The 25,573-nt window shown below is 62.4% G+C and carries 25 protein-coding genes and 1 tRNA gene; 13 read left to right on the top strand and 13 right to left on the bottom strand.

Features of this window, described 5'->3' with window-relative positions; genetic code table 11:
- Positions 1-62: 62 nt before the first annotated feature.
- The 4 genes from NO932_RS01705 (at position 63) to NO932_RS01690 (ending at position 4,053) form a co-directional block, all read left to right on the top strand.
- On the top strand, positions 63-992 hold the full coding sequence (locus tag NO932_RS01705) for a sugar ABC transporter permease (RefSeq protein WP_309209298.1): 930 nt from the start codon (positions 63-65) through the stop codon (positions 990-992).
- Positions 992-1,834 (top strand): carbohydrate ABC transporter permease, encoded by an 843-nt coding sequence (locus NO932_RS01700; RefSeq protein WP_309209297.1) that lies wholly within the window; start codon positions 992-994, stop codon positions 1,832-1,834. The genes NO932_RS01705 and NO932_RS01700 overlap by 1 nt, the downstream gene beginning before the upstream one ends.
- Complete coding sequence (locus tag NO932_RS01695; RefSeq protein ID WP_309209296.1) at positions 1,831-2,880, top strand: Gfo/Idh/MocA family oxidoreductase; 1,050 nt, start codon at positions 1,831-1,833, stop codon at positions 2,878-2,880. The genes NO932_RS01700 and NO932_RS01695 overlap by 4 nt, the downstream gene beginning before the upstream one ends.
- Positions 2,881-3,051: 171 nt before the next feature.
- Positions 3,052-4,053 (top strand): sn-glycerol-3-phosphate ABC transporter ATP-binding protein UgpC, encoded by a 1,002-nt coding sequence (locus tag NO932_RS01690; RefSeq protein ID WP_309209294.1) that lies wholly within the window; start codon positions 3,052-3,054, stop codon positions 4,051-4,053.
- Positions 4,054-4,371: 318 nt separating this feature from the next.
- Here the strand turns inward: NO932_RS01690 and NO932_RS01685 are convergent, their stop codons facing one another.
- The 10 genes from NO932_RS01685 to NO932_RS01640 form a co-directional block, all read right to left on the bottom strand.
- Positions 4,372-4,635, bottom strand: a complete 264-nt coding sequence (locus NO932_RS01685; protein ID WP_309209293.1) for a dienelactone hydrolase family protein — start codon at positions 4,633-4,635, stop codon at positions 4,372-4,374.
- A gap of 360 nt (positions 4,636-4,995) precedes the next feature.
- Positions 4,996-6,555, bottom strand: coding sequence for an FGGY-family carbohydrate kinase (locus NO932_RS01680; protein WP_309209292.1), 1,560 nt, complete (start codon positions 6,553-6,555; stop codon positions 4,996-4,998).
- Between the two features lie 30 nt (positions 6,556-6,585).
- Positions 6,586-7,278, bottom strand: a complete 693-nt coding sequence (locus tag NO932_RS01675; protein WP_309209291.1) for an HAD family phosphatase — start codon at positions 7,276-7,278, stop codon at positions 6,586-6,588.
- A complete protein-coding gene (locus NO932_RS01670; protein ID WP_309209290.1) occupies positions 7,278-8,753 on the bottom strand; it encodes a mannitol dehydrogenase family protein in 1,476 nt (491 codons plus the stop codon). Before NO932_RS01670 ends, NO932_RS01675 begins: the two co-directional genes overlap by 1 nt.
- 154 nt (positions 8,754-8,907) lie before the next feature.
- Positions 8,908-9,906 carry an ABC transporter ATP-binding protein gene (locus NO932_RS01665; RefSeq protein WP_309209289.1) on the bottom strand — a complete coding sequence of 333 codons (999 nt, stop codon included), beginning with the start codon at positions 9,904-9,906 and terminating at the stop codon, positions 8,908-8,910.
- An 18-nt stretch (positions 9,907-9,924) separates the two neighbouring features.
- Entirely contained in the window at positions 9,925-10,755 is an 831-nt protein-coding gene (locus NO932_RS01660) for a carbohydrate ABC transporter permease (RefSeq protein WP_309209288.1), read from the bottom strand.
- On the bottom strand, positions 10,756-11,628 hold the full coding sequence (locus NO932_RS01655) for a sugar ABC transporter permease (RefSeq protein WP_309209287.1): 873 nt from the start codon (positions 11,626-11,628) through the stop codon (positions 10,756-10,758). It abuts the gene before it with no gap.
- 266 nt (positions 11,629-11,894) lie between these two features.
- Positions 11,895-13,208, bottom strand: a complete 1,314-nt coding sequence (locus NO932_RS01650; protein WP_309209286.1) for a sugar ABC transporter substrate-binding protein — start codon at positions 13,206-13,208, stop codon at positions 11,895-11,897.
- A 205-nt stretch (positions 13,209-13,413) separates the two neighbouring features.
- Positions 13,414-14,367, bottom strand: coding sequence for a sugar-binding transcriptional regulator (locus tag NO932_RS01645; protein WP_309209285.1), 954 nt, complete (start codon positions 14,365-14,367; stop codon positions 13,414-13,416).
- Positions 14,368-14,432: 65 nt separating this feature from the next.
- A complete protein-coding gene (locus NO932_RS01640) occupies positions 14,433-14,828 on the bottom strand; it encodes a sugar transferase (protein ID WP_309209284.1) in 396 nt (131 codons plus the stop codon).
- A 458-nt stretch (positions 14,829-15,286) separates the two neighbouring features.
- Here NO932_RS01640 and NO932_RS01635 point away from each other — a divergent pair, with 458 nt between their 5' ends.
- Positions 15,287-15,568 (top strand): SelT/SelW/SelH family protein, encoded by a 282-nt coding sequence (locus NO932_RS01635; protein ID WP_309209283.1) that lies wholly within the window; start codon positions 15,287-15,289, stop codon positions 15,566-15,568.
- A 172-nt stretch (positions 15,569-15,740) separates the two neighbouring features.
- Positions 15,741-16,373, top strand: coding sequence for a peroxiredoxin (locus NO932_RS01630; RefSeq protein WP_309162981.1), 633 nt, complete (start codon positions 15,741-15,743; stop codon positions 16,371-16,373).
- Between the two features lie 34 nt (positions 16,374-16,407).
- Here NO932_RS01630 and NO932_RS01625 read toward each other — a convergent pair whose 3' ends face one another.
- The 3 genes from NO932_RS01625 to NO932_RS01615 form a co-directional block, all read right to left on the bottom strand.
- Positions 16,408-16,989: a DUF2799 domain-containing protein gene (locus NO932_RS01625; RefSeq protein ID WP_309209282.1), complete on the bottom strand. Its 582-nt coding sequence runs from the start codon at positions 16,987-16,989 to the stop codon at positions 16,408-16,410.
- A gap of 63 nt (positions 16,990-17,052) precedes the next feature.
- Positions 17,053-17,703, bottom strand: a complete 651-nt coding sequence (msrA, locus tag NO932_RS01620) for a peptide-methionine (S)-S-oxide reductase MsrA (protein ID WP_309209281.1) — start codon at positions 17,701-17,703, stop codon at positions 17,053-17,055.
- Positions 17,704-17,757: 54 nt separating this feature from the next.
- Positions 17,758-18,081: a hypothetical protein gene (locus NO932_RS01615; protein ID WP_309209280.1), complete on the bottom strand. Its 324-nt coding sequence runs from the start codon at positions 18,079-18,081 to the stop codon at positions 17,758-17,760.
- 201 nt (positions 18,082-18,282) lie between these two features.
- On the opposite strand from NO932_RS01615, the gene NO932_RS01610 reads away from it, so the two are divergent.
- The 7 genes from NO932_RS01610 (at position 18,283) to NO932_RS01580 (ending at position 25,573) form a co-directional block, all read left to right on the top strand.
- Positions 18,283-18,372, top strand: a tRNA-Ser gene (locus tag NO932_RS01610).
- Between the two features lie 621 nt (positions 18,373-18,993).
- Positions 18,994-20,766 carry a PQQ-binding-like beta-propeller repeat protein gene (locus NO932_RS01605; protein ID WP_309163122.1) on the top strand — a complete coding sequence of 591 codons (1,773 nt, stop codon included), beginning with the start codon at positions 18,994-18,996 and terminating at the stop codon, positions 20,764-20,766.
- A 53-nt stretch (positions 20,767-20,819) separates the two neighbouring features.
- A complete protein-coding gene (locus NO932_RS01600; protein WP_309209279.1) occupies positions 20,820-21,680 on the top strand; it encodes a transporter substrate-binding domain-containing protein in 861 nt (286 codons plus the stop codon).
- 174 nt (positions 21,681-21,854) lie between these two features.
- Positions 21,855-22,541 (top strand): GntR family transcriptional regulator, encoded by a 687-nt coding sequence (locus tag NO932_RS01595; RefSeq protein WP_309163124.1) that lies wholly within the window; start codon positions 21,855-21,857, stop codon positions 22,539-22,541.
- 56 nt (positions 22,542-22,597) lie between these two features.
- Positions 22,598-23,536 carry a tripartite tricarboxylate transporter substrate binding protein gene (locus tag NO932_RS01590; RefSeq protein ID WP_309209278.1) on the top strand — a complete coding sequence of 313 codons (939 nt, stop codon included), beginning with the start codon at positions 22,598-22,600 and terminating at the stop codon, positions 23,534-23,536.
- Between the two features lie 4 nt (positions 23,537-23,540).
- On the top strand, positions 23,541-24,074 hold the full coding sequence (locus tag NO932_RS01585; RefSeq protein WP_309209277.1) for a tripartite tricarboxylate transporter TctB family protein: 534 nt from the start codon (positions 23,541-23,543) through the stop codon (positions 24,072-24,074).
- Positions 24,071-25,573 (top strand): tripartite tricarboxylate transporter permease, encoded by a 1,503-nt coding sequence (locus NO932_RS01580; RefSeq protein WP_309163127.1) that lies wholly within the window; start codon positions 24,071-24,073, stop codon positions 25,571-25,573. Before NO932_RS01585 ends, NO932_RS01580 begins: the two co-directional genes overlap by 4 nt.

Genomic DNA, 25,573 nt, shown 5'->3' with positions numbered 1-25,573 from the left:
CCGTTCAAAAAACTCCGGGCGGCGCCAGCCGCCCGTCCTTACCACGAGGGAAACCAACCGACATGGCGGCAACCATCGAGCACAAGCCCCCGCGCCGCTGGCACATCGCGGTGTTTCTGGCGCCCGCGGTGCTCGTCTACACCGCCATCATGATCGTCCCGCTGTTCTCGACCCTTTTCCAATCGCTCTTCGGCCCGGTCGACGGCGAGCGCGCCTTCGTGGGCCTCAGAAATTTCCAGACCCTGTTCTTCGATCCGCGCTGGGCCGCTTCGTTCTGGAACGCGCTCTACAACAATTTCTGGTTCTTCTTTATCCACATGGTTGTGCAGAACCCCATCGGCGTCCTTCTGGCCGCCATCCTTTCCAATCCCAATCTGCGCCTGAGGGGTTTCTACCGCACCGCCATCTTCATCCCCACCATCCTCTCCTTCGTGATCGTGGGCTTTGCCTGGCAGTTGATCCTCTCCCCGCTCTGGGGCATCGCCCCCAACATGCTCGACGCCATCGGCCTGCGCTTCCTCTTTGCCCCCTGGCTGGGCCAGGAAGGCGCGGCGCTCACCACCCTCGCACTCGTCTCGGTCTGGCAGTTCGTGGGCATCCCCATGATGCTGATCTATGCGGCCCTGCTCTCGATCCCCGACGAGGTGATCGAAGCGGCCGAGATCGATGGCGTCACCGGCGCCAAACAGTTCTTCAAGATCCAGCTTCCGCTGATCCTGCCCACCATTGGCATCATCTCGATTCTCACCTTCGTGGGCAATTTCAACGCCTTTGACCTCATCTACGTGACGCAAGGCGCCCAGGCCGGCCCCAATTTCTCCACCGACATATTGGGGACGCTGCTCTACCGCACCTTCTTCGGCTTCCAGCTCCAGCAGGGCGACGTCAATATGGGCTCGACCATCGCCACCATGATGTTCCTGATCATCCTGGTCGGGGTCTGCATCTATCTCTTCGGCATCCAGACCCGCATGCGGAGGTATCAGTTCTGATGGCTTCCACCGCCCGCTCCTCGCTGCCGCGCGCGATCGCCGCCCACGCCGTGCTGATCGCTTATACGCTGATCGCGCTGTTTCCGGTGTTCGTCATCGTCATCAACGCCTTCAAGGCCCGGCGCGACATCTTCAACGATCCCCTAGCCTTCCCCAACGCCGAAAGCTTCTCGCTGGTGGGATTTGAGACCGTCACCAGCCAGGGCGATTTCCTGCTCTACTTCCAGAACTCGCTGATCGTCACCGTCGTTTCGCTCGCCTGCGTACTGTTGTTCGGCGCCATGGCCGCGTTTGCCCTTTCCGAATACCGCTTCAGGGGCAACCCGCTGATGGGGCTCTACCTGGCGCTAGGCATCATGATCCCCATTCGCCTGGGCACGGTCGCCATCCTGCAGATGATGGTCGCTTCGGGGCTGGTCAACACATTGACCGCGCTGATCCTGGTCTACACCGCCCAGGGGCTGCCGCTCGCCATCTTCATCCTGTCGGAATTCATGCGAACGGTCTCTAACGATCTCAAAAACGCCGGCCGCGTCGACGGACTTTCCGAATACCGCATCTTTTTCACCCTGGTCCTGCCCCTGGTCCGTCCAGCCATGGCGACGGTTGCGGTCTTTACGATGATCCCGATCTGGAACGATCTCTGGTTCCCCCTGATCCTCGCCCCCGCCGAAGCCACCAAGACAGTGACCCTGGGCGCGCAGGTCTTCATCGGCCAGTTCGTCACCAATTGGAACGCGGTGCTGGCCGCGCTGACCCTCGCCATCGTGCCGGTGCTGATCCTCTATCTCATCTTCTCGCGGCAGCTGATCCGCGGCATCACCTCGGGAGCCGTCAAATGACCATCCGCGTCCTCGTCGCGGGCCTCGGCAATATGGGCCGGGCCCACGCCATGGCCTATCACAACCACCCCGGCTACGAGATCGTGGGGCTCGTGACCCGCGGCACCGCGCCAGTGCCCGCGGGCATGGAATCCTATCCCCACTTCACCGATTTCACCGAGGCGCTCGCCGCTACCAGCCCTGACCTGGCTTCGATCAACACCTATTCGGATACCCACGCCGACTACGCCGTCGCGGCGATGGAACAGGGCGCGCATGTGTTCATCGAAAAGCCCCTGGCCACCACCGTCGCCGATGCCGAACGGGTCGTCGAAACGGCCAAGCGCCTCAATAAAAAGCTCGTCGTCGGCTACATTCTCCGCCACCACCCCTCATGGGTGCGGCTGATCGACGAGACGCGCAAGCTCGGCGGCCCCTACGTGTTCCGCATGAATTTGAACCAGCAATCGGCCGGTCGCTTCTGGCAGACCCACAAGACGCTGATGGAGACCACCTCCCCCATCGTCGATTGCGGGGTGCATTATGTCGACGTCATGTGCCAGATCACCGACGCCAAGCCCGTCCAGGTGCGCGGCATGGGCGTGCGCCTATCCGACGATATCGCCCCGAACATGTACAATTACGGCCATCTGCAGGTGCTGTTCGATGACGGGTCGGTGGGCTGGTACGAGGCCGCCTGGGGCCCGATGATCTCGGAAACCGCGTTCTTCGTCAAAGACATCATGACGCCGAAAGGCTCGGTTTCGATCGTCATGGACGAGGGCGCGAAATCGTCGGACCACGAAACCCACACCAAGACCGATCGCATCCGCATCCACCGCGCCGATCTGGGGGAAAAGGGCGAATTCATCCACGAGGACGAGATGCTCTCGATGGAAGGCGAGCCGGGCCACGACGCGCTCTGCGCCACCGAACAGGCTTATGTCCACAGCGCCATCACCGAGGATATCGACCTTTCCCGCCACATGCAGGACGCCGTCCAATCCCTGCGCATCTGCCTTGCCGCCGATGAGTCGGTGCGCACGGGCAAGCCGGTGGATCTGTGATGGCGGTCCATTGGATACGCATGCGCCCCCGGGCGCCCCTCACCCAAAGGGGCGAGGGGCTTCCGTGACCGCCACGCCCTTTCTTTCCTTCGCCCCCCTGGGGAGAAGGTGCCCCGCAGGGGCGGATGAGGGGGCGCCGAAGGCGCCTTGGAATACGAGAGGACACACCAAATGACCGCCCTCGAACTCAAATCGATCAAGAAGACCTTCGGCTCCACCGACGTCCTGCACGGCATCGACCTCTCCGTCGAGGACGGCGAATTCGTGATCTTCGTCGGCCCCTCGGGCTGTGGGAAATCAACGCTCTTGCGCATCATCGCCGGGCTGGAGGACGCGACCTCGGGCACCGTCGAAATCGCCGGCACGGTGGTCAACACCACCCCGCCCGCCAAGCGCGGCATCGCCATGGTGTTCCAATCCTACGCGCTCTATCCGCATTTGACCGTCAAGGGCAACATGTCGCTCGCCATGAAGCAGGAGGGCGCCGCCAAGTCCGAAATCGACGACCGCGTTTCCGTCGCCTCGAACATGCTCGGCCTCGACCCGCTCCTCGAGCGCCGCCCCGCCGAGCTTTCGGGCGGCCAGCGCCAGCGCGTGGCCATCGGCCGCGCCGTTGTGCGCAAGCCCAAACTCTTCTTGTTTGACGAGCCCCTTTCCAATCTCGACGCGGCGCTTCGCGTCAACACGCGCCTGGAGATCGCGCGCCTCCATCGCGAGCTTGCCGCCACCATGGTTTATGTCACCCACGATCAGGTCGAGGCCATGACGCTCGCCGACAAGATCGTCGTGATGAACGCAGGCCGCATTGAGCAGGTGGGCACCCCCATGGAGCTCTACAACCGCCCCGCCAACACCTTCGTCGCCGGCTTCATCGGCTCGCCGCAGATGAACTTCATCGATGCCGTCGCCTTGGGCGAAAAATCCGCCAAAACCCTCGGAATCCGCCCCGAGCACATCGGCGTCTCGCAAACCGCCGGCGATTTGTCCTGCAAGGTGGTCCATATCGAACAGCTCGGCGCCGACACCAATCTCTACCTTTCCAACGACAAGATCGGCCTCCTCACCGCCCGCCTTTTCGGCGAACACCATTTCGCCCCCGGCTCGAACGTCTTCGTCACCTTCGACAAAGCCAAACAGCACCTCTTCGACGCCGACGGCAGGGCCATCCGGTAGAGGCAGCGAGCCCACGTCCGAAGCGTAAGCGGAGGCCCGCAGCTACTACCCTCCGCGGCAGCCCTGCGGATTGTCGATCACGCCCGACAATGACGAGTTAATACGGTAACGGCGACGAAACCAGCTCTCTGGTTGCAGTTTCGCCCACCTCGCCTCCTCGTCCACCGTGTCACCCCGGGGCAAGGTATGCGCGCCGCTCTCGGCCTCTTCCCACGGACCTCCCCTTCATCGTCTTCGGGATTGGCCCGGAGACCCGCAAGACATCCACGCAGTTCAGAAGATGTGCGTTCCGCCTCCGCAGCCGATGTCGCCGCGCCCCTACACCGCCTTCAAAAACGCCCGCGATCGATCGAGGCACAACCTTGCCGCCTCTTCGTCATAATCCTCCAGCGCCGGATCGAGGAAATAGTGCCCCACCCCAGGGTAGCGGTACAGCTCCACCTCCGCCTCCCCGGCCTTTTCCACCCAGTCCGCGAAATAATCCTCATCATCGAACGGATCGGGCTCTGCCACATGCGCCGAAACCGGCAATCCAGAGCGCGGCGCCGCCTCCCAGGGCGCGACGCCTGCAAAAAACAGCACCCCTTTGCTTCAGGACGCCGCGCGCAATATCGGCTCGCCAGCGTCGTGCCGAACGAGACCCCGGCCAGCACCGCATCCTCGGGCACGCCCTTCATCGCCGCCTCGGCACGCGCAGCAATTGCCTCCTCCCCGATTTCGCGGTGCAGCGCAAACCCCGCATCGTAATCGTCCGAAGCCTGCCCGCCATAGAGGTCGGGCAGCGTCACACTGTGCCCATCCGCCTCGAACACGGCGGCGATTTCCCCCTCGATCGGCCGCAGGCCGAGCACCGAATGAAACAGGACGATATGAACCATTGCCGAAACGCTCCCTTCTCAGGTCTCCCTCTCAAGGCATGGGACGCCCATCGCGTTCCAAGGATCAGCCGCCTTTGGTGATCGCCTCGAGCTCGGCCCGATGCTCCTGCATGCGCAGGAACACCGCATAATCGCGGTCATAGAGCGCCTTGACCGAGGGGTCGGGCGCGCGCGCATCCGTCCCGTTCCGCATTGCCCGCGCCGCTTGCGCGGGGCCGGGATAAATCCTTGCCGCGCTCGCCGCCGCCATGGCCGCGCCCAGCAGCATGGCGTCACCGCCGGAAAGCCGGCGAACCGCGCAACCGGTTACATCGGCATAAAGCCTGATCAGCAGCCGATTGCGCGTATGCCCGCCTGCCACATGCAGCGTATCGATGGCATGGCCATTGGCGTTGAGCGTTTCGAGAATGTGCCGCACCCCCAGCGCCAGCCCCACCATGGTGCGCCAATACAGCCGCGCCAGCCCGTCGAGCGAGCCATCCAGCGTCAGTCCCGAAATCACCCCCAGCGCGTGAGGATCGGCGAGCGGTGAGCGGTTGCCATGGAAATCGGGCAGCACATGCAGCCGGGGCGCAAGCACGGGCTCGTCCTGGCGCAGCCGCTCGATGCGCGCGATCATCTCCTCATGCGCCTCTGGCCCCTTGAGCCCGTAAAGCCCCAGCACATAGTCGAGCGCCGCCCCCGAGGCCGACTGCCCGCCCTCGGAAAACCACAAGCCCGGCAGCACAGCCCCGTAATACGGACCCCAGATGCCCCGCATCGGGCGCGGTTCCCCGGCCAACGCCACCACCGCGCTGGAGGTTCCGGCAATCAGGCCCAGATGCTTGTCGGTCTCGGTCTCCCCGCCCAACAATCCCAGTGCACCGGCATGCGCATCGACCATGCCGCCGGCCACCGCCGTACCGCTCGAAAGCCCCAGCGCCTTGGCGGCATGAGGGGTGAGCGTGCCCAGCCGCGTTCCCACCGGCGCCGCCTGTTGCGGCAGCTTCGCGCGCTCCAGCAGGTCATCGAGCCCCACCGCACAGAGAAAGTCGCCCCGCCAGCCCTGCTCCTCATGGGCGAGAAAGCACCACTTCCCCGTCAGCGTCGATTGGCTGCGCGCGCCCGACCCGCACGCTTTCCAGGTCAGGAAATCGGCGAGGTCGAACATCATTCCCGCCCGCGCCCATATCTCGGGCCGGTTACGCTTGAGCCAGAGGAGCTTGGGGATTTCCATCTCCGGCGACAGCGCCCCGCCCGAAAAGCCGAGCACTGAATGCGCGGTCGCATTGATCTCGCCGGCCTCGGCAATGGCGCGATGATCGAACCAGGCGATGGTGTCCCACCCCTCGCCCCCCACCGGCAGCGGCCGCCCCTCGCCGTCGCGCACCACCAGCGAACAGGTGGCGGCAAAGCCGATCGCCGCGATTTCTGCCGGGTCGCACCCTGCCTGCGCCACCGCCTCGCGCACCGCCGCGCAGACGGCGCGCCAGATGTCCTCGGAATCGTGCTCGCCCCGCCCAGCCCCCTCTCGGCGCATGGCGATCGGTGCCTGGGCACGGGCCAGCAGCCCGCCGGCCGCCGTCACCACGCCGGCACGGGCGCTGGTCGTGCCGACATCGACGGCAACCAGAAGGGCTGACATGGCTTCCCCCGAGATTTCTGCAGCGCGCGCTCAGGCGCGCTTTTGGCATTCCCGGAGCGAGCTTAAAAGATCGGGCAGCATCTGCATATCGCCCAAGATCGCATCGGGCTTGAGCCCCGCCAATTGCGCCTCCAGCCGGGCCGGTCCCACATGCCCGCCCCCGGTAAAGGCGATCACCGCCATCCCCGCCGCCTTGGCGGCCATCACCCCGGCCGGGCTGTCCTCGATCACCACGCAGTCGCGCGGCGCAACGCCCATACGCTCGGCAACATGGAGAAAGAGATCGGGCGCCGGCTTGCCGCGCGGCACGGCGGTCGCCGAATAGATGTGGGGCGCGAAGCGATCGTGCAGCCCAGTGAGCTTCAGACTCACCTCGATCCGCTCATAAACGCTCGACGATGCCACGCAGGACGCTGCATCAAGCCGGTCGAGCATATCGAAAACGCCGGCCATCGGCTTCAGCGCGTCCCGGTAGCGCGCATAAAGCCGGTGCCGCATCTCGTCGAGCGCGGTTTCGTCCATTTCAACGCCATAGTCGGCCCAAAGCGCCGCCGAAACGGTCTTGAGCGTCCGCCCGAGAAAATCGCGATAGGCCGCGTCGCGCCCGATCCGCACGCCCCGCGCCGCCACGGTTTCGATCAGAACGTCGATGGCTATGGGCTCGGAATCCACCAGCACCCCGTCGCAATCGAAGATTACGAGTTCGGGTTCGGAAGCCTCCATCACAACCGGTTCTCGATATAGCGGGTCAGCGTCTCGCGCGCGCTGACCTCCCAGATCGTCCTGAGCGCATGGGAGAACGCCGCCACATAATCGGCATTGTCGGCCACGCTGCCGAAGATGTCCTTCATGGCGAGAAACGCCCTCGGATCGTCCTTGGCGGCAATCGCCGCGGTCTGCAGCCTGTCCCAGCTCGGATCGTTGGGCGCAATCGGCGCCCCGGAATCGCTTATCCCATAGCAGTAGCGGCACCAGAAGGCCGAAACCAGCGCCAGCCCGGTGACCGACGCTCCCGCCGCCAGCCGGTCCTCCACCGAGGGCAATATGAACTTGGGCTGCCGGTTCGAACCGTCGAGACAGAGCCGCTGAATGGTGTCGCCGATCTTGGGGTTGGCGAAGCGCTCGGCGATCAACCGGCGATATTGGTCAAGGTCCGTATCGGGCACCGGCGGCACCACGGGGATGATCTCCTCGACCGTGAGTTTTTCCAGATAGGCGGCGACCAGCGGATGCTCCATCGCCTCATGGACGAAATGGATATCCATGAGCGCCGAAGGATAGGCGATCGCCGCGTGCCCGCCATTGAGAATCCTGATCTTCATCAGCTCCCAGGGCGAAACGTCGTCCACGAACGTCACCCCGACCTTTTCCAGCGCCGGCCGCCCGGCGGGGAAATTGTCCTCGAGCACCCATTGCTTGAACGTCTCGCAAAACACCGGCCAGCCATCGGCTATGCCATACTCGGAAGCCACGAACTCCCGCTCGCGGTCGGACGTAGCCGGGGTGATGCGGTCCACCATGCCATTGGGGAACGCCACCTCTTGCCGCACCCAGCCGGCCAGTGCGGGATCGATCAGATCGGCCAACCCCGCCACCGCGTTCATGGTCACCACCCCGTTGTGGGGAATGTTGTCGCAGCTCATCACTGTAAAGGGCACCACGCCCTTTTCCCGCCGCGCCTTGAGCCCGGCCAGGATCAGCCCGAACACGGTCCTGGGCGTCTCGAAATTGGCGGCATCGGCGACGATCTCGGGATGGGTGGGATTAAAATGCCCCTTGGCATCGAGATAATACCCGCCCTCGGTGATGGTGAGCGACACGATCCTGATCGCCGGATCGGCAAGTTTGGCAATGATCGCCGCGCCCTCGCCGGGATCGAGGAAATCGATCATCGGCGCGGTGATCCTGGCGCTCGTCCCCCCCGCCTCCTGCTCGACCACGGTAGAGAGAAAATCCTGCCCCGCCAGAATCTGCCGCATCTGCCCATCGCTCTCGCGCACCCCCGCCCCCACGATGGCCCAATCCTGGTCGCGCCCGAGATTGAACAGATCGTCGAGATAGATCGCCTGATGCGCGCGATGAAAATTGCCCACCCCGAAATGGACGATCCCGGGGGCAAGGTCCTCATGGCGATAGCGCGGCACCGCAACCTGCGCGGATAGGGCATGCAGAGCGGAAGCCGAAAGCTTGATACTCATCTAGGATATCCCGGAAACTGGGTCGCTGTATCTGGCAGCATCTGCCGCGATCTGCCCTTCTCCCCTGGTGGGAGAAGGTGCCCCGAAGGGGCGGATGAAGGGGGCGCAGCGTTTCCACAGCCGCCAGTGCCCGTACCGATCCCCAACACCGCCATCACACCGCCCGCCCCTCGGCATCGAACCGATAAATCCGCCCCTCGGCCGGACTCAGCCCCACGGTCTCCCCATGCCGGAACGGCACATCGCCCGAAGCGCGCGCCGTGAGCGTCCCCACACCCTCGACATTGACATGCAAAAACGTGTCCGACCCCAGATGCTCGGAAACGCCGACCACCCCGCGCCACGTTCCGCCCTCGGCCGAAACGTTCAAATGCTCGGGCCGCACCCCGATCGTCGCCGCGCCATGTTTTTCCGCTTCGGCCCCCTCGATGAAGTTCATCTTCGGGCTCCCGATGAACCCGGCGACGAATTTATTGGCGGGCTTGGCGTAAAGCTCCAGGGGCGAGCCGTATTGCTCGATGCGCCCGGCATTGAGCACCACGATCTTGTCGGCCATGGTCATGGCCTCGACCTGATCGTGGGTCACATAGATCATCGTGGTCTTGAGTTTATTGTGCAGCTCGGAAATCTCGAGCCGCATGGCCACCCGCAACGCCGCGTCGAGGTTGGAAAGCGGCTCGTCGAACAGGAACGCCTTGGGCTGGCGCACGATGGCCCGCCCGATCGCCACGCGCTGGCGCTGCCCGCCCGATAGCTGGCGAGGCTTGCGGTCGAGATAGTCGGTAAGGTTCAGGATCGAAGCGGCATTGCCCACCGCCTTGTCGATCGCTTCCTTGCTCGCTCCCTCCATCTTCAAGGGGAAAGCGATGTTGCCGCGCACGCTCATATGCGGGTAGAGCGCATAGGACTGGAACACCATGGACAGCTTGCGCTGGGCCGGCGCGGCGCGGGTGACGTCGCTCCCATCGATCTCGATTGTGCCCTCGCTCACATCCTCGAGCCCGGCGATCAAGCGCAGCAGCGTCGACTTTCCGCAACCCGAAGGCCCCACGAAGACGACGAACTGCCCGTCCTCGATATCGAGGGAAATGTCAGGGATGACGGTTACCCCGCCAAAGCTCTTTTTCACATGTTCGAGCCTGATCGAACCCATGACGTTTCTCCCCTTTTTCTATTTCACCGCGCCGAACGTCAGGCCGCGGACCAATTGCTTCTGACTGAACCAGCCCATGATGAGGATCGGTGCGATCGCCAGCGTCGAGGCGGCGGAAAGCTTGGCCCAGAACAGCCCCTCGGGCGAGGAATAGGACGCGATGAACGTGGTCAGCGGAGCCGCGTTGGTGGTCGTCAGATTCAGCGTCCAGAACGCCTCGTTCCAGGCGAGGATGATGTTCAACAGGAGCGTCGAGGCGATGCCCGGCACCGCCATGGGGGTGAGCACGTGGATCACCTCCTGGCGCAGATTGGCCCCGTCCATGCGCGCCGCTTCCAGGATATCGACCGGGATTTCCTTGAAATAGGTGAACAGCATCCACACGATGATGGGCAAATTGATCATGGTCAGAACCACGATCAGCCCGATATGGCTGTCGAGCAGGCGCAGATCGCGGAAGATCAGATAGATCGGCACTAGAACGCCCACCGCTGGCAGCATCTTGGTGGAGAGCATCCACATCAGCACGTCCTTGGTGCGCCTCGTGGGCGAAAAGGCCATCGCCCAGGCGGCAGGAATGGCGATCAACAGCCCCAAAAGTGTCGAGCCCACCGCCGAGATCACCGAATTGGTGAAATGGCGGAAATAGTTCGAGCGCGATTGCACGGTCTCGTAATTTTCCAGCGTCCAGTCGAAGAACAGGAAGCTGGGCGGAATGGAGATCGCCTCGCCCTCGGTCTTGAAGCTGGTCAGGATCGTCCAGAGGATCGGAAAGAAGATCACCAGCCCGATCGCCCAGGCGATTATCGAGACGACGATCTTGCGGCGGATCGAAACAGCGCGCGCCATCTACGCCTCCAGGTTCCGGCCGACGATCCGCAGAAGGAAGATCGCGACGATATTGGCAAGGATCACCGCCACGATGCCGCCGGCCGAGGCCAGTCCCACATCGAATTGCAACAGCGATTGCATGTAGATGAGGAAGGTGAGGTTGGTGGTGGCCGTCCCCGGTCCGCCATTGGTGGTCACCAGGATTTCCGCGAAGATCGATAATAGGAAGATGGTCTCGATCAGCATCACTACGGTGATGGCGCGCGCCAGGTGCGGCAGGATGATGTAAAAGAACATCGCAAACGGCTTGGCCCCATCCATTTCGGCGGCCTCGCGCTGTTCCTCGTCGAGCGATTGCAGCGCGGTCAGAATGATCAGCGTGGCAAAGGGCAGCCATTGCCAGGCGACGATGATGATGACGCTCAGGAGCGGCACCTGCGCGAACCAATCCACCGGCTGCAATCCGAAGGCCCGCGCCAGAAAGGCGAAGAACCCGTTGACCGGGTGCATGAGCATGTTTTTCCAGACCAGGGCCGAAACCGTGGGCATCACGAAAAACGGCGCGATTACCAGGAGCCGCACGATTCCCTGCCCGAAGATCGGCTGATCGAGCAGCAGCGCCAGCAATGTGCCGCCGACAAGCGTGATGGCCAGCACCCCGCCCACCAGGATCAGCGTGTTGGTCAGCGCGGCCAGGAAATTGGGGTTAGAGAAGAAATAGCGGTAATTGTCGAAGCCGGTGAAATACTCCATCCCCGGCATCAGAAGATTATAGCGCTGGAACGAGAACCACAGCGTCATGGCCAGGGGCACGATCATCCAGGCCAATAGCAGCAGCACAGCCGGCGCCATCATGAACCGCGCCGCGGTCTGGGTCTGTAGCGTTGCCATTGCGTCTCCCCTCAGGATCGTTTCAGCGATCTTTCGCATCCGCCGCCACTCATACCCGTGAGGGCGCTTCAACTTCTCCACCTCGTCGTCCCGGACTTGATCCGGGACCCAGTAACCTGCAGCGCCGGATGGAGAGCACACACGCTCCCCACCACCCCTCGTCATCCTCGGGCTTGACCCGAGGATCCATGCCAGGAACGCGGAGACAGAGAGGAAGCACCTCAAGCCGGCGCGAGGACCCCGCCCGCGCCGGCCCGGGAGGAGCCTTACTGGTTGTAATACCCCGAGCGTTCCATCTCCATGCGGGTCACCTGCTGGGCCTGCTGCAGAGCCTGGTCCACCGGCGTCTGCCCGGCAAGAGCCGCCGAAAAGAGCTGGCCCACAGCCGTGCCGATGCCCTGGAATTCGGGGATAGCCACGAACTGGCCGCCGGCATAGGGCACTTCCTGCACCGAGGAGTTGGTGGTGTTGGCCGCTTCGATGGCGCCCAGCGTCATTTCGGCGAAGGGAGCCGCTTCGGTGTATTGCGGGTTTTCGTAGAGTAAGGTGCGGGTTCCCGGCGGCACGTTGGCCCAGCCTTCTTCCTCGGCCACCATCTCGAGATAGCTCGCCGAGGTGGCCCAGGCGATAAACTCTTTGGCTGCCTCGACATTCTGGCTCGAGGACGGCACCGCCAGCGACCAGACCCACAGCCAATTGCCGTGATTGTCGAACTCGCCATTGGTGGGGAACAGCGCATAACCGACGTTGTCGGCCACCTGGCTTTCCTCGGGATTGGAGACGAATGAGGCCGCGACCGTCGCGTCCATCCACATGCCGCACCGGCCCTGCTGGAACAGCGCGAGGTTTTCATTGAACCCGTTCGAGGACGCGCCCGGAGGGCCTGCCTCGGTCATCAGGCTCACATAATAGTTGAGCGCCTCACCCCATTCGGGGCTGTCGAACTGGGGCTCCCAGTTCTCGTCGAACCAGCGCGCGCCCATGGAATTGGCAAGGGCGGTGATGAACGCCATGTTCTCGCCCCAGCCGGCCTTGCCGCGCAGGCAGATGCCATAGACTTCGTTTTCCGGGTCGTGGATGGCCCGCGCCGCTTCGCCGATGAATTCCCAGGTAGGCTCCTGCGGCATTTCCAGCCCCGCCTCTTCAAAGAGATCGGTGCGGTACATGATCATGGCGCTTTCCGCATAGAACGGGGACGCATACTGCACCCCATCCACCGAAAGCGCCTCGCGCACGGCCGGAATCAGATCGTCGGCATTGTAGTCCGCACCCAGATCGTCGAGCGGGGCCAGCCAGCCCTGCGCCGCCCAGATCGGGGTTTCATAGGCGCCGATGGTCATGACGTCATATTGCCCGCCGCCGGTGGCGATGTCGGTGGTGACGCGCTGGCGCAGGACGTTCTCCTCGAGCGTCACCCATTCGAGCGCGATGCCGGTTTGTTCGGTAAACCGGTCCGACAAACCCTGCATGCGGATCATGTCGCCATTGTTGACGGTGGCGATGGTCAGGGACTGGGCCTGCGCGCCGGCCGCAAGGGCTAGCAGCGAGCACGACCCGATGATGATCGAGCGCAATCTCATATGGTAATCCTCCCATATGCTCGTTTGAGCATTTGCTATACGCATGGGCAATAACTCACTTCCTGCGACAAAAAGTCAAGCCCTTTTGCTCACCGCCTGGGAAATTGCTCAGCAAATAATGCGATCTGGCACGACCATTGCGGCGGACGCCGTATAGACCCGCCGATCATCGGCAAATTCGCCGATCTCAACCCGTATATTGGGTTTATGCCAACAGCCTTGCGGCGGTATCCTCGTCGGTGATCAACCCGTTGACCAGCCCCCGTCCCAAGGCCGCCCGCATCGCCTCGACCTTGTTTTCACCCCGCGCCGCGGCGATCACGAGGGTGGTTTCGCGCGACGGAAGTGGCGCCGAGGCGACGCGGTCATTGGTCATTCCGGCGATAAATTCCCCTTTGGAATCAAAGACCCAGCCGATCATCTCGCCCACCGCTCCAGCCTTTTGCAGCGCCTTGAGCTCGGCCTTGGTCACGAATCCATCCTCATAGAGCGGAGCGTTTGGACCAAGATCGCCGACGCCGACGAACCACACGCGGGCCTGGGCCGCGAGCGCCAGGTTCTTTTCGATTCCCACCTGGCTGTGCAGCAGGTCCTTGTCGCGTTCCGAGACCGCGATCACCGGCAAAGGCATTGGAAAACTTGGCGCTTTTACCTTGTCGGCAATCGAAAAGATGACGTTGTAATAGGCCGCCGACCCGTCCGGCGCGATGTTGCCAGTGAGCGAAACGATCTTGTGCTGCGGGCAATCCATGGCCGGCAGCATCTCGACCGCCGCCTTGAGCGTTCGCCCGGTTCCGATCCCCATGACCACAGGGGCGGGAGAGGCCAGAATCTTTTCTATCTCCAACGCCGTAGCGTCCGCTACGCCGAGGGTAGCGTCCGGATGGCCGGGATCGGAGGGAACGATTTCGACAAATCGCAAGCCGAACAGCTCCCTGAGCCGGGCGCCTAGTTCGAGGCAATTGGCCATCGGATGGTCGAGCCGCACTTTGATGAGCTTCTCGGAAATGGCAAGGGAAACAAGGCGTTGCGCGCTCTGGCGCGAGACCCCGAGCTTGGTCGCGATCTCGTCCTGGGTGTTGCCGGCAACGTAATAGAGCCAACCGGCCCGTGCGGCATCGTCGAGCTTGTTACGCGTTGTTTCGGAGCGCGGCGGCAAATCTTATCCCCCTGTTGGAGCATAGAGATATACTCCAATCGGGCGTGATGAAAAGAATGGCGACCCTAGTGCCGCCGACCCAGCACTGCGGAAAAGGCAATTGCAAGGTCGCCTCGAAGCGAGAATTTTCTGGCGTAATCGGCATCGTCACAGCCGATGAGCCCCGGCCGCATCATGGCCCGGACCCCGCCATTGGGGAATGGTCCGACAAGCGACATGTCGCCCTTGAGAAGGTTGATGAGCTCGGGCAATCGCGAAAGTCCGCTGTCGCGCATGAAGCGGGCGAAATCGCCCGATGGAAAGCTGAAATTAATGCGGGTGAACACCTTGCCATGACGTCCCCGCGTCGGGATTTGTACCAAGACTCGCCGAAAGATGAGGCACAGCGCCAGGATCGGCAGCCACAGGGCAAGCAGCGCCAGCAGAGCAAAGCCGATATCGATGCCGCGTTTAATCGCCAATCGCAGCCAAGGATCGTGCGCCGCCGCGCCATTGCCTCCGCCAGGATTTCGCCAAGCGGTCTTTGCCGCGCACGCGGCTTGAACCGCGATATGTCATCAAACATCGTCCCCGCTCCGCCCCCTTGGCGAGATCCTCTGCTGGAGCAAATATGGCACAAGTGGTGGACTTGGCTAACCCGATGCGCAGTGAAACAGTTTCGAGGCGCGCCCTCTGATGAACCCGAAATCGGCAGTTAAAATTTTAGTTAAAAATATCAATAACTTATACGTACTTGTCCTGACAAGTGCATAAACCGTTATACCGTTTTCAACAGGAACGGCTTTGCCATTCGTCACGCCACAACCCATTGAAAACGCCCTACAAATTTGAAATCCGCTAACGCTTTGTTCGTGTAATTGTCCACAGAACTGCCGCACCGACGACGAAACGCGCCCAGATTGGCTCATGGATGACGGCGATGACACAGGAACGACCCACGATAACCATCACCTACTGCACCCAGTGCAACTGGCTGCTGCGTTCGGCCTGGATGGCCCAGGAACTACTCTCGACTTTTGGAACCGAACTCGATGCCGTCATACTGGTGCCGGGCACTGGGGGCATTTTCGAAATCCGCGCCGGAGAAACCCTGATCTGGGAGCGCAAGCGCGACGGCGGGTTTCCCGATGTCAAAACGCTCAAACAGGCGGTACGCGACCTTATCGATCCCCAGCGGGATCTGGGGCATATCGACAGATAAAACCGCACTATTGCGCCATGTGGCCGGCAGCGGAAACCCCATGCCACGGGAGAACCGATTTCCCCAAAACGTTTCTCTGTTCAGCGCTTTACCCAAGGTCTGTCCTACCCGATATTATAGCCGCAATGCAGCGCGTGCCCGATGCGGCGCGACAACAAGGAGAAGCGTAGCGATGGCCATCCTCATCGGAGACACCGCCCCGGATTTTACCGCCCAGACCACTGAAGGCGAAATCCGCTTCCACGACTATATCGACGGCCATTGGGCCGTGCTTTTTTCACACCCCAAGAATTTCACCCCAGTCTGCACGACCGAACTCGGCTACACTGCCAAGCTCAAGCCCGAATTTGAAAAGCGCGGCGTCAAGGTGCTGGGCCTTTCGGTCGACAAGATCGAAGACCACGACGGCTGGGCAAAGGACATCGAGGAAACCCAGGGCGCGGCCCTCAATTTCCCGCTGATCGCCGACGATGGCACCATCGCCCGCCAGTATGACATGATTCACCCCAACGCCAACGACACACTGACCGTACGCTCGGTGTTCGTCATCGGGCCGGACAAGAAGGTCAAGCTCAAGCTCGAATATCCTGCCTCCACCGGCCGGAATTTCGACGAGATCCTGCGCGTGATCGATAGCCTGCAACTGACCGCCAAGCACCAAGTGGCAACGCCGGTCAACTGGAAGAATGGCGAGGACGTCATCATCGTACCGGCCGTTTCCAACGAGCAGGCCAAGGAGAAATTCCCCGAAGGGTGGGACGAGGTGCGCCCCTATTTGCGCATCGTCAAGCAGCCCAGCGCCTGACGGCTCCAGAAAAAAGGGCCCGATCGGGCCCTTTTCATGCTCCGGTCTGGGCGAGGCGCAATTGCTCTTGCCGCTGGATCGCCCGCAGCCGGCTCTCGGCAAGCCGGATCTGGCGCCGCAGTGAATCCTCGTCGCGCTCGAGCGAGCGGATTTCAGATGCGATGCGCGCGGCCTCGGCTTCGGTGAGCCCGCCCTGTCCGAGGCGCCTTACGAGGCTGCTGATCTCGCTGTCGATGGAATTGAGTTCGGCTTCGAGCTCATAGATATCCTGGCCGGCCGCATGCACGCGAGCAAAGGCGAGCCCCATATTGCCCTCGCACACGCCATAGTAGCGCTCCCCGTCCCGGCCTTCCTCCGCCGCGACGTCCAGCCGACAATAGGTCTGCAGCCCCTCGGCACGGCCAGCCTGGTAAAGGGCCTGATCCAGCCCGATCCCATATTCGGCGCACGCATCGACGTGATTGGAGACATAGCCAGCGGGCCGGCCTTGGGCGCCGTCGGTCATCCCGATCGCCCGCCAGTTGCCCGCTTGGCACTGTTCTTCGCTCAGCGTGGCGCAGGAACCTAGCACGCCTCCGATCGCCAGTCCAAGCACGGCAAGCAGCCAACGAGACATATGTGCCTCCACCTCAAATATGAAGGCCCGAAGGATAAGGCGGGCCTTCATCGTCTGGCAAGGCTATTGCGCCGGCATGGGGCAGGAAACGCCAGTGCCCTGCAGCCCGCAATAGCCGTTTGGATTTTTGGCCAGATATTGCTGGTGATAGGTCTCAGCGAAATAGAACGGTCCGGCTGGCGCGATCTCGGTGGTGATTTCGCCCCTGCCCGCAGCCTTTAGACCTTGGGCATAGCGATCCCGGCTGGCCCGGACCGCCTCGGCCTGGGCATCGGTAGTCGTATAGATCGCCGAGCGATATTGCGTTCCGATATCATTGCCCTGCCGCATGCCCTGGGTGGGATCGTGCTCCTCCCAGAATGTCTTGAGCAGGGTGTCGATGGAGATCTTGTCGGGTTCGTAAATCACCATCACCGCCTCGGTATGACCGGTATGGCCCGAGCAGACTTCCTCATAGCTCGGATTGGGGGTGAGCCCGCCCTGATATCCCACCGCGGTGACATAGACGCCTGGAAGCTGCCAGAATAGGCGCTCTGCGCCCCAGAAACAGCCAAGACCGAAATAGATCGTCTCGCTGCCGGCAGGATAAGGGCCCTTGAGCGGACGGCCCGATACGAAATGGTCGGCAGCCACATCCATTTCCGTACTCCGCCCGGGCAAGGCTTCGCCGGAAGCGGGAACGGTGGTGGGCTTGGAAAACAGCGAAAAGATCATGCGCGAACTCCATGACGCTTGAGCGCCCGGCCGATGGCGCAACTGCATGAAAGCTTAGAACTGGTCGATACTGACCATGCGACGGCGCGACCGCGACCGCCCGAGAACGGCCAGAACCAAGCCGATGCCGCCGATTACGACCCAGCCGGGCCACCCTAACAATGTGGTGATCGTAGGCTCCCACAGCAAGGGATGCACATTTTGTTGAATCGCGGACTGAAACGTTTCGAGCGTGCCAGGCAGCAGGTTCGAGATGGTGGTGGCGAGTGGGGTGGCGATAAAGGCATTCGCCGCGAGCATGGCTGTGCCATCGGCCACCAGCAGCACCAGCGCCAAGGCCAGAAACGCAGCCGCCAGAATTCTCATCACCACACGCATCACTTATATCCTCGGCTCAACCGGCCCATCTTTCTAGCATGCCCCGCCCGGCGGCGCACAACGGGTTTTACGAGTCTTGCTTAATTGCCAAGGCGCAACGCGTCGACGATGAAAACGATCCGGCAAACCAGAGATTTTTGCAGCTTTTTGCACTTGGCCCCTTGGCAGCGCGGGCAAAGACGGATAATCGGGCACGCACACGGAGAGATGGCCGAGTGGTCGAAGGCGCACGCCTGGAAAGTGTGTAGGCGGGGAACCGTCTCGAGGGTTCGAATCCCTCTCTCTCCGCCATTCCTAAGCCATGGAAGTTGCCAGGGTAGAATCCGAACCAAAGCGGATTCTGTCACAGCATGCCCGTCGCAGCGACGTGAGTGCTTATTCCTTGTTTGGTGCTACACCATCCCTTGTTCACCGGCGAGGTCCGGTCTGGTTTCGCAAGGCGGGGCCGATGGACCTGATCGATCGCCTGCGCAGTTCGGATATCCGCAGGTCGTTGCGTACATGGAACAAGCGGACGGCCCGGAAAGGGCATGGAAGCTGATCTTGGTAGTCGAGCAAGCATTTGCGGACACGGGACCGGCATTCGCGGCGTGCGATCCTGGATCGCGACTTCGACGGCAACCAACGCGCCTGGGCGGGCAGAACGCGTAAAACCCAGCAGCACGCAGATCGGTTTGGGCGGCGAACTCCCAACCAACTGACTGAAAGCATTTTGTGCAGGTCGTGCATCACGATCATGCAGGCGAGATGCGAGACGCCGCCGTAGGCTTCAAATGCTGGAAGGTCTCTTGGGGAGGAGTAGCCTCGTGCGGTGAAGTCGTTCTGTTGCTCGGCCACGCCCCTAAACGCACATCCAAGTGCGCAGTTCGTGCGCTTGAACAATAATTTTGGAAGACCTTGGAGGAGGACATAATGACAAATTCAGTCTGGGTCAGAGGGGCCTCGATTTTGGTGCTTGCTGCAGCCCTGGGGGCAGGTTCCGCGATTGCTGGCCCGGGCGAGGAGTGGGAGCCGGTAACCGACGAAATGATTCTTAATCCCGATCCTGCGAACTGGCTCAACTTCCGACGTACCGTCAACAGTTGGGGCTACAGCCCGCTGGATCAGATCACGGCCGATAACGTGGACCAGCTTCAACTCGTCTGGACTCGAGGCCTTGCCTCCGGCATCGGCGAAGGCACGCCGCTGGTCTATGACGGCTGGATGTTCTTTCCCCAGACCAACGACATCATCGAGGCCTATGACGCCGCCACCGGCGCGTTGGCCTGGCGTTACGAGCGCGAGCTGCCTGCCGACCTCAGCGAATACATGCCGTTCACCCAGATCAATCGCAACGTAGCGATCTACGGCGATATCATCATCGATACGACCGGCGATAACTATCTGCTGGCGCTGGACGCGCAGACCGGGCAGATCGCCTGGGAAACTCAGATCAACGACTATCAGGTGACCCCCGCGCAGCACACGACCGGTCCGATCATCGTCAATGGCAAGATCATCTCGACCTCCGGCTGCGAGCCTTTTGCAGGACCGGAAGCCTGCGCAGTGGTGGCCCATGACGCGGAATCGGGTGAGCTGCTGTGGCGCACGCTCAACATTCCGCGCATCGGCGAAGAAGGTGACGACACCTGGGGTGACGTGCCCTATGAAGGCCGCTGGCACGTCGGCGCGTGGATGGCCCCCAGCTACGACCCTGAACTCAACCTCATCATCTACGGCACCTCGGTGACCGCTCCCGCGCCCAAGTTCATGCTGGGCGGCACGGAAAACCAACACCTCTACCACAACTCGACTATCGCACTCGATGCCGATACCGGCGAGCGCGTCTGGTACTACCAGCACCTGATCGACAATTGGGATCTCGACCATCCGTTCGAGCGCCTGCTGGTCGATACGGTCGTAGCACCGAACTCCGATGAGGTGGCCTGGATCAACCCCAACATCGAGGAGGGCCGTGAGTACCGCGTCGTGACGGGTGTGCCGGGCAAGACCGGCATCGTCTATACGCTTGATCGGGAGACCGGTGAGTTCCTGTGGGCGACGCCGACCGTGTACCAGAACGTGGTCGAATCCATCGACGGTGAGACCGGTGCGGTGACGACCAACGCCGCGGTGGTGCCCGATGGCCCGGAGCAGACCGTGGCAGTCTGCCCGAGCCAGAACGGCGGCAAGAACTTCTTCACTGGCGCCTACAGCCCAGTAAATAACGCGATGTACTACTCACTGTTCAACACCTGCATGGACGTAACTACGCTGGGAACCGTTCCAGGTGTCGGTGGCGGCGGGGTTTACCAGATTGCGATGACCGACCAGCGCGTGTCTCCAGGTTCGGAGTTCGTGGGCACCATGCGCGGTATCGACGTTTCGACCGGCGAGACCCTATGGGTCAACGAAACTCCGGCGGCAACCCTGTCGGTGCTGACCACGGGTAGCGAACTGCTGTTTGCGGGCGACGTGGCGGGCTTTTTCCGTGCCTATGACCAGAACACCGGCGAGGCCGTTTGGGAGGTCAATCTCGGCGCCCAGGTGTCGGGCTACCCGGTTACGTTCGAGGTCGACGGTCGGCAGTATGTCGCCGTCTCAACCGGCCCATCATTGGCAGGAGGCTCGGCCCTGCGATTGGCGCCCGAATTTCAGCCTTCGACGGACAGCAATTTGTTCGTCTTCGCCCTGCCTAACACCTGAGCCAATCTTTTCGCCGCCCGGACTGCTCCGGGCGGCCGGGTCCCGGACTTCCCATGACCAGAGCCCACTCCATGTTCCTTCGCCTTTCCGGCGCTGCGCTCGCGCTGGGGCTGACCTGTATCTTTGCGGCACAGGCCTTGGGGCAGGCACCACAGGCTTCGGATACACCCTTCGTTCCCGACGACTATCTCGACACGACGCGCAGACCGGTCGGGGACAGTATCCGCTTCTGCGCGTCGTCGGCCTCAGCGCTGCAACCGTTCGACCGCGCGGTGGCCGAGGAGATCGGCAAGCTGCTTCTGCTCGAAACCGAGTGGCTGGAAATCCGCTATCCCTTCCCCGCTCCGCCTTATGATTTCCAGATCGCGCTGAGCGAGGAATCGCTATTTACCGCGCTCAACAACCGGTGCGACGTGTTCACGGGCTTCGCCATGAACCACCTGACCTTTCCCACTTGGCTAACGGTAAGCGAACCCTATCTGGTCACTCGCTATGTGCTTGCGACCAGGGAAGGCAGAGCCGAGACACTGGAGGCTGCCGAGGCCGGCGCGCGCATCGGAACGCGGGTGGGAACCGGCGCCGATGCGATCTTCGCTGCTTATGTCGGGACCGTTGAGGAGGGGCGTTGGCGACGTATTCCCTATCCCGATCACCGCTCACTGCTCCGCAGTCTCAACGGAGGAACAATCGAGGCTGCGTTCGTTTGGGAGCCGGCGCTGACCCTGGCGGCCGCTGGAGGCGATGGCCCGGTCACCTGGTCGCTGATGACAGGCGGGCCGCGCGTGCCTTCGGTCAGCTTCGGCATAGTGATGCTGACACGGAACACCTTCCTGCGCGAGCTGATCGACCAGGCCATCGCCGAAATGACGGCTTCGGGAAAACTCGCCGAGATCACGGAACAGCACGGGTTCTGACCCAAGATCAATGCGCCAGGCAGCCTCCAAGCAAGTAGCTGCACCCGGGGACGTCGGTGGCTGAGTCCGGTCATGTAGGACTGACCGTGGCCTGTGCGACTCCAATTCATACCGCCGGCTTGACTCGTAAACGGTTAACCGTTTACCGTCGTCCAAAATGGAGGAGCAGGGCGCGTGAGTTTGAGCCCGACAGTCATCATACGAGAGTCCCTGGGTCCGCGTGTCGCCGCTGGTCTGCGCGAGGCGATCGTCATGGGAGACTTGCCGGCGGGCGAGCGGCTGATCGAGGCCGATCTGGCCGAGCGCTACGGCGTCAGCCGCGGTCCGGTCCGCGATGCGTTCAGGATTCTTCAGGCCGAAGGGCTGGTTGAAAGCAGACGCCAGGGCGTCGTGGTCACCGGCATCGGGCCGGACGACATCAACGAGCTCTATTCGCTACGCGGAACGCTGGAAGCCCTGGCCGTGCGCCTCGTGATGAAGGGCGGCGACAGGAACTCGCTTGCCCGGCTCGAGGAAACCGTCGAGGCCATGGAGCGTGCGGCAGAGGCCAAGGACCCCGAAGCGTTCGGGTTGGCCGACATCGATTTTCACAACGAGATTTGCGCCCTTTCCGGTCACCGCAGGCTGACCGATGTGTGGCAGCAATACAAAGAGATCATGATGACGCTGCTGCGTCTCACCGTTTTCCTTCATCAAAATCTCGATGCCAACGCGGTCAAGCACCGCGAACTCTTCGACTTGATCAAGGCTGGCGATCCTGTCGCGGCGGAGGCCGAATTGGCCAACCACCTCGAAGGGTCGCGCCAGCGGATGGTCACGGTCTGGGAAACGGCGCTCGATAGACGAAGGACCAATAGCTGAAAACCCAACTTTCAGAACAAGACTAACAACCCACGATCTTTCGGGAGAGAGAACCTATGAAAACCCTCAACATCTTTGGTGCCGTTTCTGGCGCCGCCCTGATCGCGATGGCTCTGTCGACGACGGCCTTCGCCCAGGATTTCCCAGCTGGGGACATCACCTTCGTCGTCCAGGCGGCCGCAGGCGGCGCATCGGACCGCTCCTCGCGGGCGCTGGTGTCCGAGATGGAAAAGGAACTCGGCGTCAGCTTCATCGTCGAGAACCGGCCCGGCGCCTCGGGCACCGTGGCTTTCGCCCATGTGGCCGAGCAGGAACCCGATGGCTACACTATCGGCTTTGCGCCGGTGGAATTCGCGATCCTCGAGAACATCGGCTATGATTTCGACCGCGCCGACTACACCTATCTGGGTCAGATCATGAACAGCCCGGTGGTGCTCGCTGTTCCCGCCGAGAGCCCCTACAATACGCTCGAAGAGTTCATCGCCGGCGCTCAGGAAGGCGGGCTTTCGGTCTCCAATTCGGGTTCGGCCTCCTCGTTCGCCGCGGCGACCGTTACCCTCGCCAACATGACCGGCGCCCAGCTCAGCCCGGTGCCGTTCGATGGCGGCGCTCCGGCCGTGGCGGCAGCGCTCGGCGGGCACGTTGATGCGGTGGCGGCCGGCGCCGGTGAAACGGTTACCGCCTATACCGACGGCACGCTGAAGGTTCTGGCGATCTTCGACACCGAACGGCACCCGGCAATGCCCGATGTTCCGACCGCCCAAGAACAGGGCTTCGATCTGACGTTCGGCGCCTGGGGCGGTGTCTATGGCCCGGCCGGCATTCCCGAAGACGTGGTCGCCGTGCTCCAGGATGCGGTTGAAACCGCTGCCCAGTCCGACGCATTCCGCGAGGCGGTCAGCCCGGCCGGCATTCTCCCCGTTTTCCGGCCCGGCGCTGAGTTCGAAGAATTCATCGCCAGCGAAGCGGCTCGCTATGCAGAGGTTCTGAACTAAACAAATGACCGATCGGAGCAAGCTCCGGGAAACGTCCGGCGGCGCGCAAGTGCCGCCGGACGATGCCATCTCGGATTACGAATTCGCAGCGGCACCATCGCGCCGCATGGAAATCGCCATCGGCGCCATAGCGCTCGCGCTTTCGGTCCTGGCCATCTATCTCTCGCGCAGCATCGATCTGCGCATGGGCGGTGGCGGAATCGATGCCAAATGGTGGCCGACGGTGCTCTCTTCGAGCGCGGCGGTTCTTTCGGCCATCATTCTTGGCACCGCGCTTTTCATGCCTGTTGCGCAGCGCGAAGATCTTGAGGGGTCTCAAAAGGACGGCTGGGTGCGCATGCTCGTCGCGCTCGGGCTGAGCTCGCTCTATGTCTTTGCCTGGTGGCAGATTGGTTTTCTGGTGCCAACGCCGATCTATCTCTTCGCCCTCCTCTGGGTATTCGGCAATCGCAACCCGATCGCCCTTGTTCTCTATCCGGTTCTGACCACCGCCTTCATCTACGGTCTGTTCCACTACCTGCTGCGGATTCCGCTATGACCGCCTTCGTTGACGGCCTGATGGCCGTACTGGAGCCCACGGTGCTCTTGTGCATGGGCGCCGGCATGCTGGTGGGAATGCTCGTGGGCATGTTTCCCGGCCTCACCGCGACGATGGCCGTCGCCCTTGCCAGCACCTTCACGCTCACCCTCGACCCCGTCGCCGGCCTCGCCGTGCTGCTGACCATCTATGTCGCGGCCAATTTCGGCGATCGCATTCCCTCGATCCTGATCAACACTCCCGGCACGCCGGCTTCGATCGCGACCACTTTCGATGGCTACCCCATGGCCAGGGACGGTCGGGCCGGTCTGGCGCTGATCGTTTCCGCGCTGGTCTCCGCAGTCGGTATCGTCGCCAGCATGGTGATGTTTTCCTTTGCCGCCGTGCCTCTGGCTCAGCTTGCTCTGCGGTTCGGCCCGAGCGAGATGTTCGCGGTCGTGATCCTGGCCATGACCATCATGATTTCGATCGCATCGAAATCGCTGGCCAAAGGCCTTCTGGCCGGCGCCATCGGCCTGTTCATCGCCACCATCGGCCGTGATCCGATCACGGGCGATGCGCGCTTCACATTCGGCATTCGCGATCTCAACGGCGGCATCGACTTCATCGCGGTGATCATCGGCCTGTTCGGCATCGCCGAGCTGCTCGACCAATTGCTCACCCATCGCAAGCACGACGTCAAGCCGATCTCAGCGCTTGGACGCTGGTGGCCCACCAGGGACGAATATAAGCAGATCGCAAAGCCCACCGGCATCGGCGGGCTTGTGGGTCTGATCGTCGGCGTCATTCCCGGTGCGGGCGGCGACATTGCCGGGCTCCTGGGCTGGGACCGCGCGCGTTCGGTTTCCAGGAACAAGGAGCAGTTCGGCAAGGGCTCGGTGGAAGGTGTTGCGGCAGCCGACACCGCCTCGAGCGCCACGCTGGGCGGCTCGCTCACCACCACTATGGCGCTGGGTATTCCCGGCGACTCGGTAATGGCGGTGATGATCGGCTCGATGATCGTCTGGGGCATCCAGCCCGGTCCGAGCCTGTTCGTCAACGAACCGAGCCTGGTGATCACCATCGCGACCATCATGGTGTTCGCCACCATCCTGACGCTCGCCATCAACCTTGTGCGCATGCCGGCCATGGTCAAGCTTCTCGACCTGCCACTGCCCTATATCTGGACGACGGTTCTGGTGTTCTGTCTGGTCGGCACCTATGCCACCACCAACAACATCTTCACCGTCGTCCTGATGCTGATCTTCGGCGTCATCGGGCTGATCCTCAAACGCTCGAGCATTCCGGCCGGTCCGATCGTTCTGGGCCTGATCCTGGGTCCGCTTGCCGAATCCAATCTGCGCCGCTCGCTGCTGATCGATGGGCCGACAGGGCTGATCGACAAGCCGATTTCGGCGACGCTGCTCGTTCTGGCCGCCATCGCCGTTATTGGCGGGCTTGCCGCACCCATCCTCAAGCGCCGCCGCGAGCGGCGCCTTTCCACAAGCATTTCCGAGTAA

The organism is Pelagibacterium sp. 26DY04, assembly GCF_031202305.1.
In the GTDB taxonomy this organism is placed as follows: Bacteria; Pseudomonadota; Alphaproteobacteria; order Rhizobiales; family Devosiaceae; genus Pelagibacterium.
This window is presented reverse-complemented; position numbering and strand designations above follow the sequence as displayed.

Bases quoted from the DNA above. Each gene is read 5' to 3' on its own strand.
- NO932_RS01705 (WP_309209298.1), top strand. From the start codon at position 63: ATGGCGGCAACCATCGAGCACAAGCCCCCGCGCCGCTGGCACATCGCG.
- NO932_RS01700 (WP_309209297.1), top strand. From the start codon at position 992: ATGGCTTCCACCGCCCGCTCCTCGCTGCCGCGCGCGATCGCCGCCCAC.
- NO932_RS01695 (WP_309209296.1), top strand. From the start codon at position 1,831: ATGACCATCCGCGTCCTCGTCGCGGGCCTCGGCAATATGGGCCGGGCC.
- NO932_RS01690 (WP_309209294.1), top strand. From the start codon at position 3,052: ATGACCGCCCTCGAACTCAAATCGATCAAGAAGACCTTCGGCTCCACC.
- NO932_RS01680 (WP_309209292.1), bottom strand. From the start codon at position 6,555: ATGTCAGCCCTTCTGGTTGCCGTCGATGTCGGCACGACCAGCGCCCGT.
- NO932_RS01675 (WP_309209291.1), bottom strand. From the start codon at position 7,278: ATGGAGGCTTCCGAACCCGAACTCGTAATCTTCGATTGCGACGGGGTG.
- NO932_RS01670 (WP_309209290.1), bottom strand. From the start codon at position 8,753: ATGAGTATCAAGCTTTCGGCTTCCGCTCTGCATGCCCTATCCGCGCAG.
- NO932_RS01665 (WP_309209289.1), bottom strand. From the start codon at position 9,906: ATGGGTTCGATCAGGCTCGAACATGTGAAAAAGAGCTTTGGCGGGGTA.
- NO932_RS01660 (WP_309209288.1), bottom strand. From the start codon at position 10,755: ATGGCGCGCGCTGTTTCGATCCGCCGCAAGATCGTCGTCTCGATAATC.
- NO932_RS01655 (WP_309209287.1), bottom strand. From the start codon at position 11,628: ATGGCAACGCTACAGACCCAGACCGCGGCGCGGTTCATGATGGCGCCG.
- NO932_RS01650 (WP_309209286.1), bottom strand. From the start codon at position 13,208: ATGAGATTGCGCTCGATCATCATCGGGTCGTGCTCGCTGCTAGCCCTT.
- NO932_RS01635 (WP_309209283.1), top strand. From the start codon at position 15,287: ATGACACAGGAACGACCCACGATAACCATCACCTACTGCACCCAGTGC.
- NO932_RS01630 (WP_309162981.1), top strand. From the start codon at position 15,741: ATGGCCATCCTCATCGGAGACACCGCCCCGGATTTTACCGCCCAGACC.
- NO932_RS01625 (WP_309209282.1), bottom strand. From the start codon at position 16,989: ATGTCTCGTTGGCTGCTTGCCGTGCTTGGACTGGCGATCGGAGGCGTG.
- msrA (WP_309209281.1), bottom strand. From the start codon at position 17,703: ATGATCTTTTCGCTGTTTTCCAAGCCCACCACCGTTCCCGCTTCCGGC.
- NO932_RS01615 (WP_309209280.1), bottom strand. From the start codon at position 18,081: ATGCGTGTGGTGATGAGAATTCTGGCGGCTGCGTTTCTGGCCTTGGCG.
- NO932_RS01605 (WP_309163122.1), top strand. From the start codon at position 18,994: ATGACAAATTCAGTCTGGGTCAGAGGGGCCTCGATTTTGGTGCTTGCT.
- NO932_RS01600 (WP_309209279.1), top strand. From the start codon at position 20,820: ATGACCAGAGCCCACTCCATGTTCCTTCGCCTTTCCGGCGCTGCGCTC.
- NO932_RS01590 (WP_309209278.1), top strand. From the start codon at position 22,598: ATGAAAACCCTCAACATCTTTGGTGCCGTTTCTGGCGCCGCCCTGATC.
- NO932_RS01585 (WP_309209277.1), top strand. From the start codon at position 23,541: ATGACCGATCGGAGCAAGCTCCGGGAAACGTCCGGCGGCGCGCAAGTG.
- NO932_RS01580 (WP_309163127.1), top strand. From the start codon at position 24,071: ATGACCGCCTTCGTTGACGGCCTGATGGCCGTACTGGAGCCCACGGTG.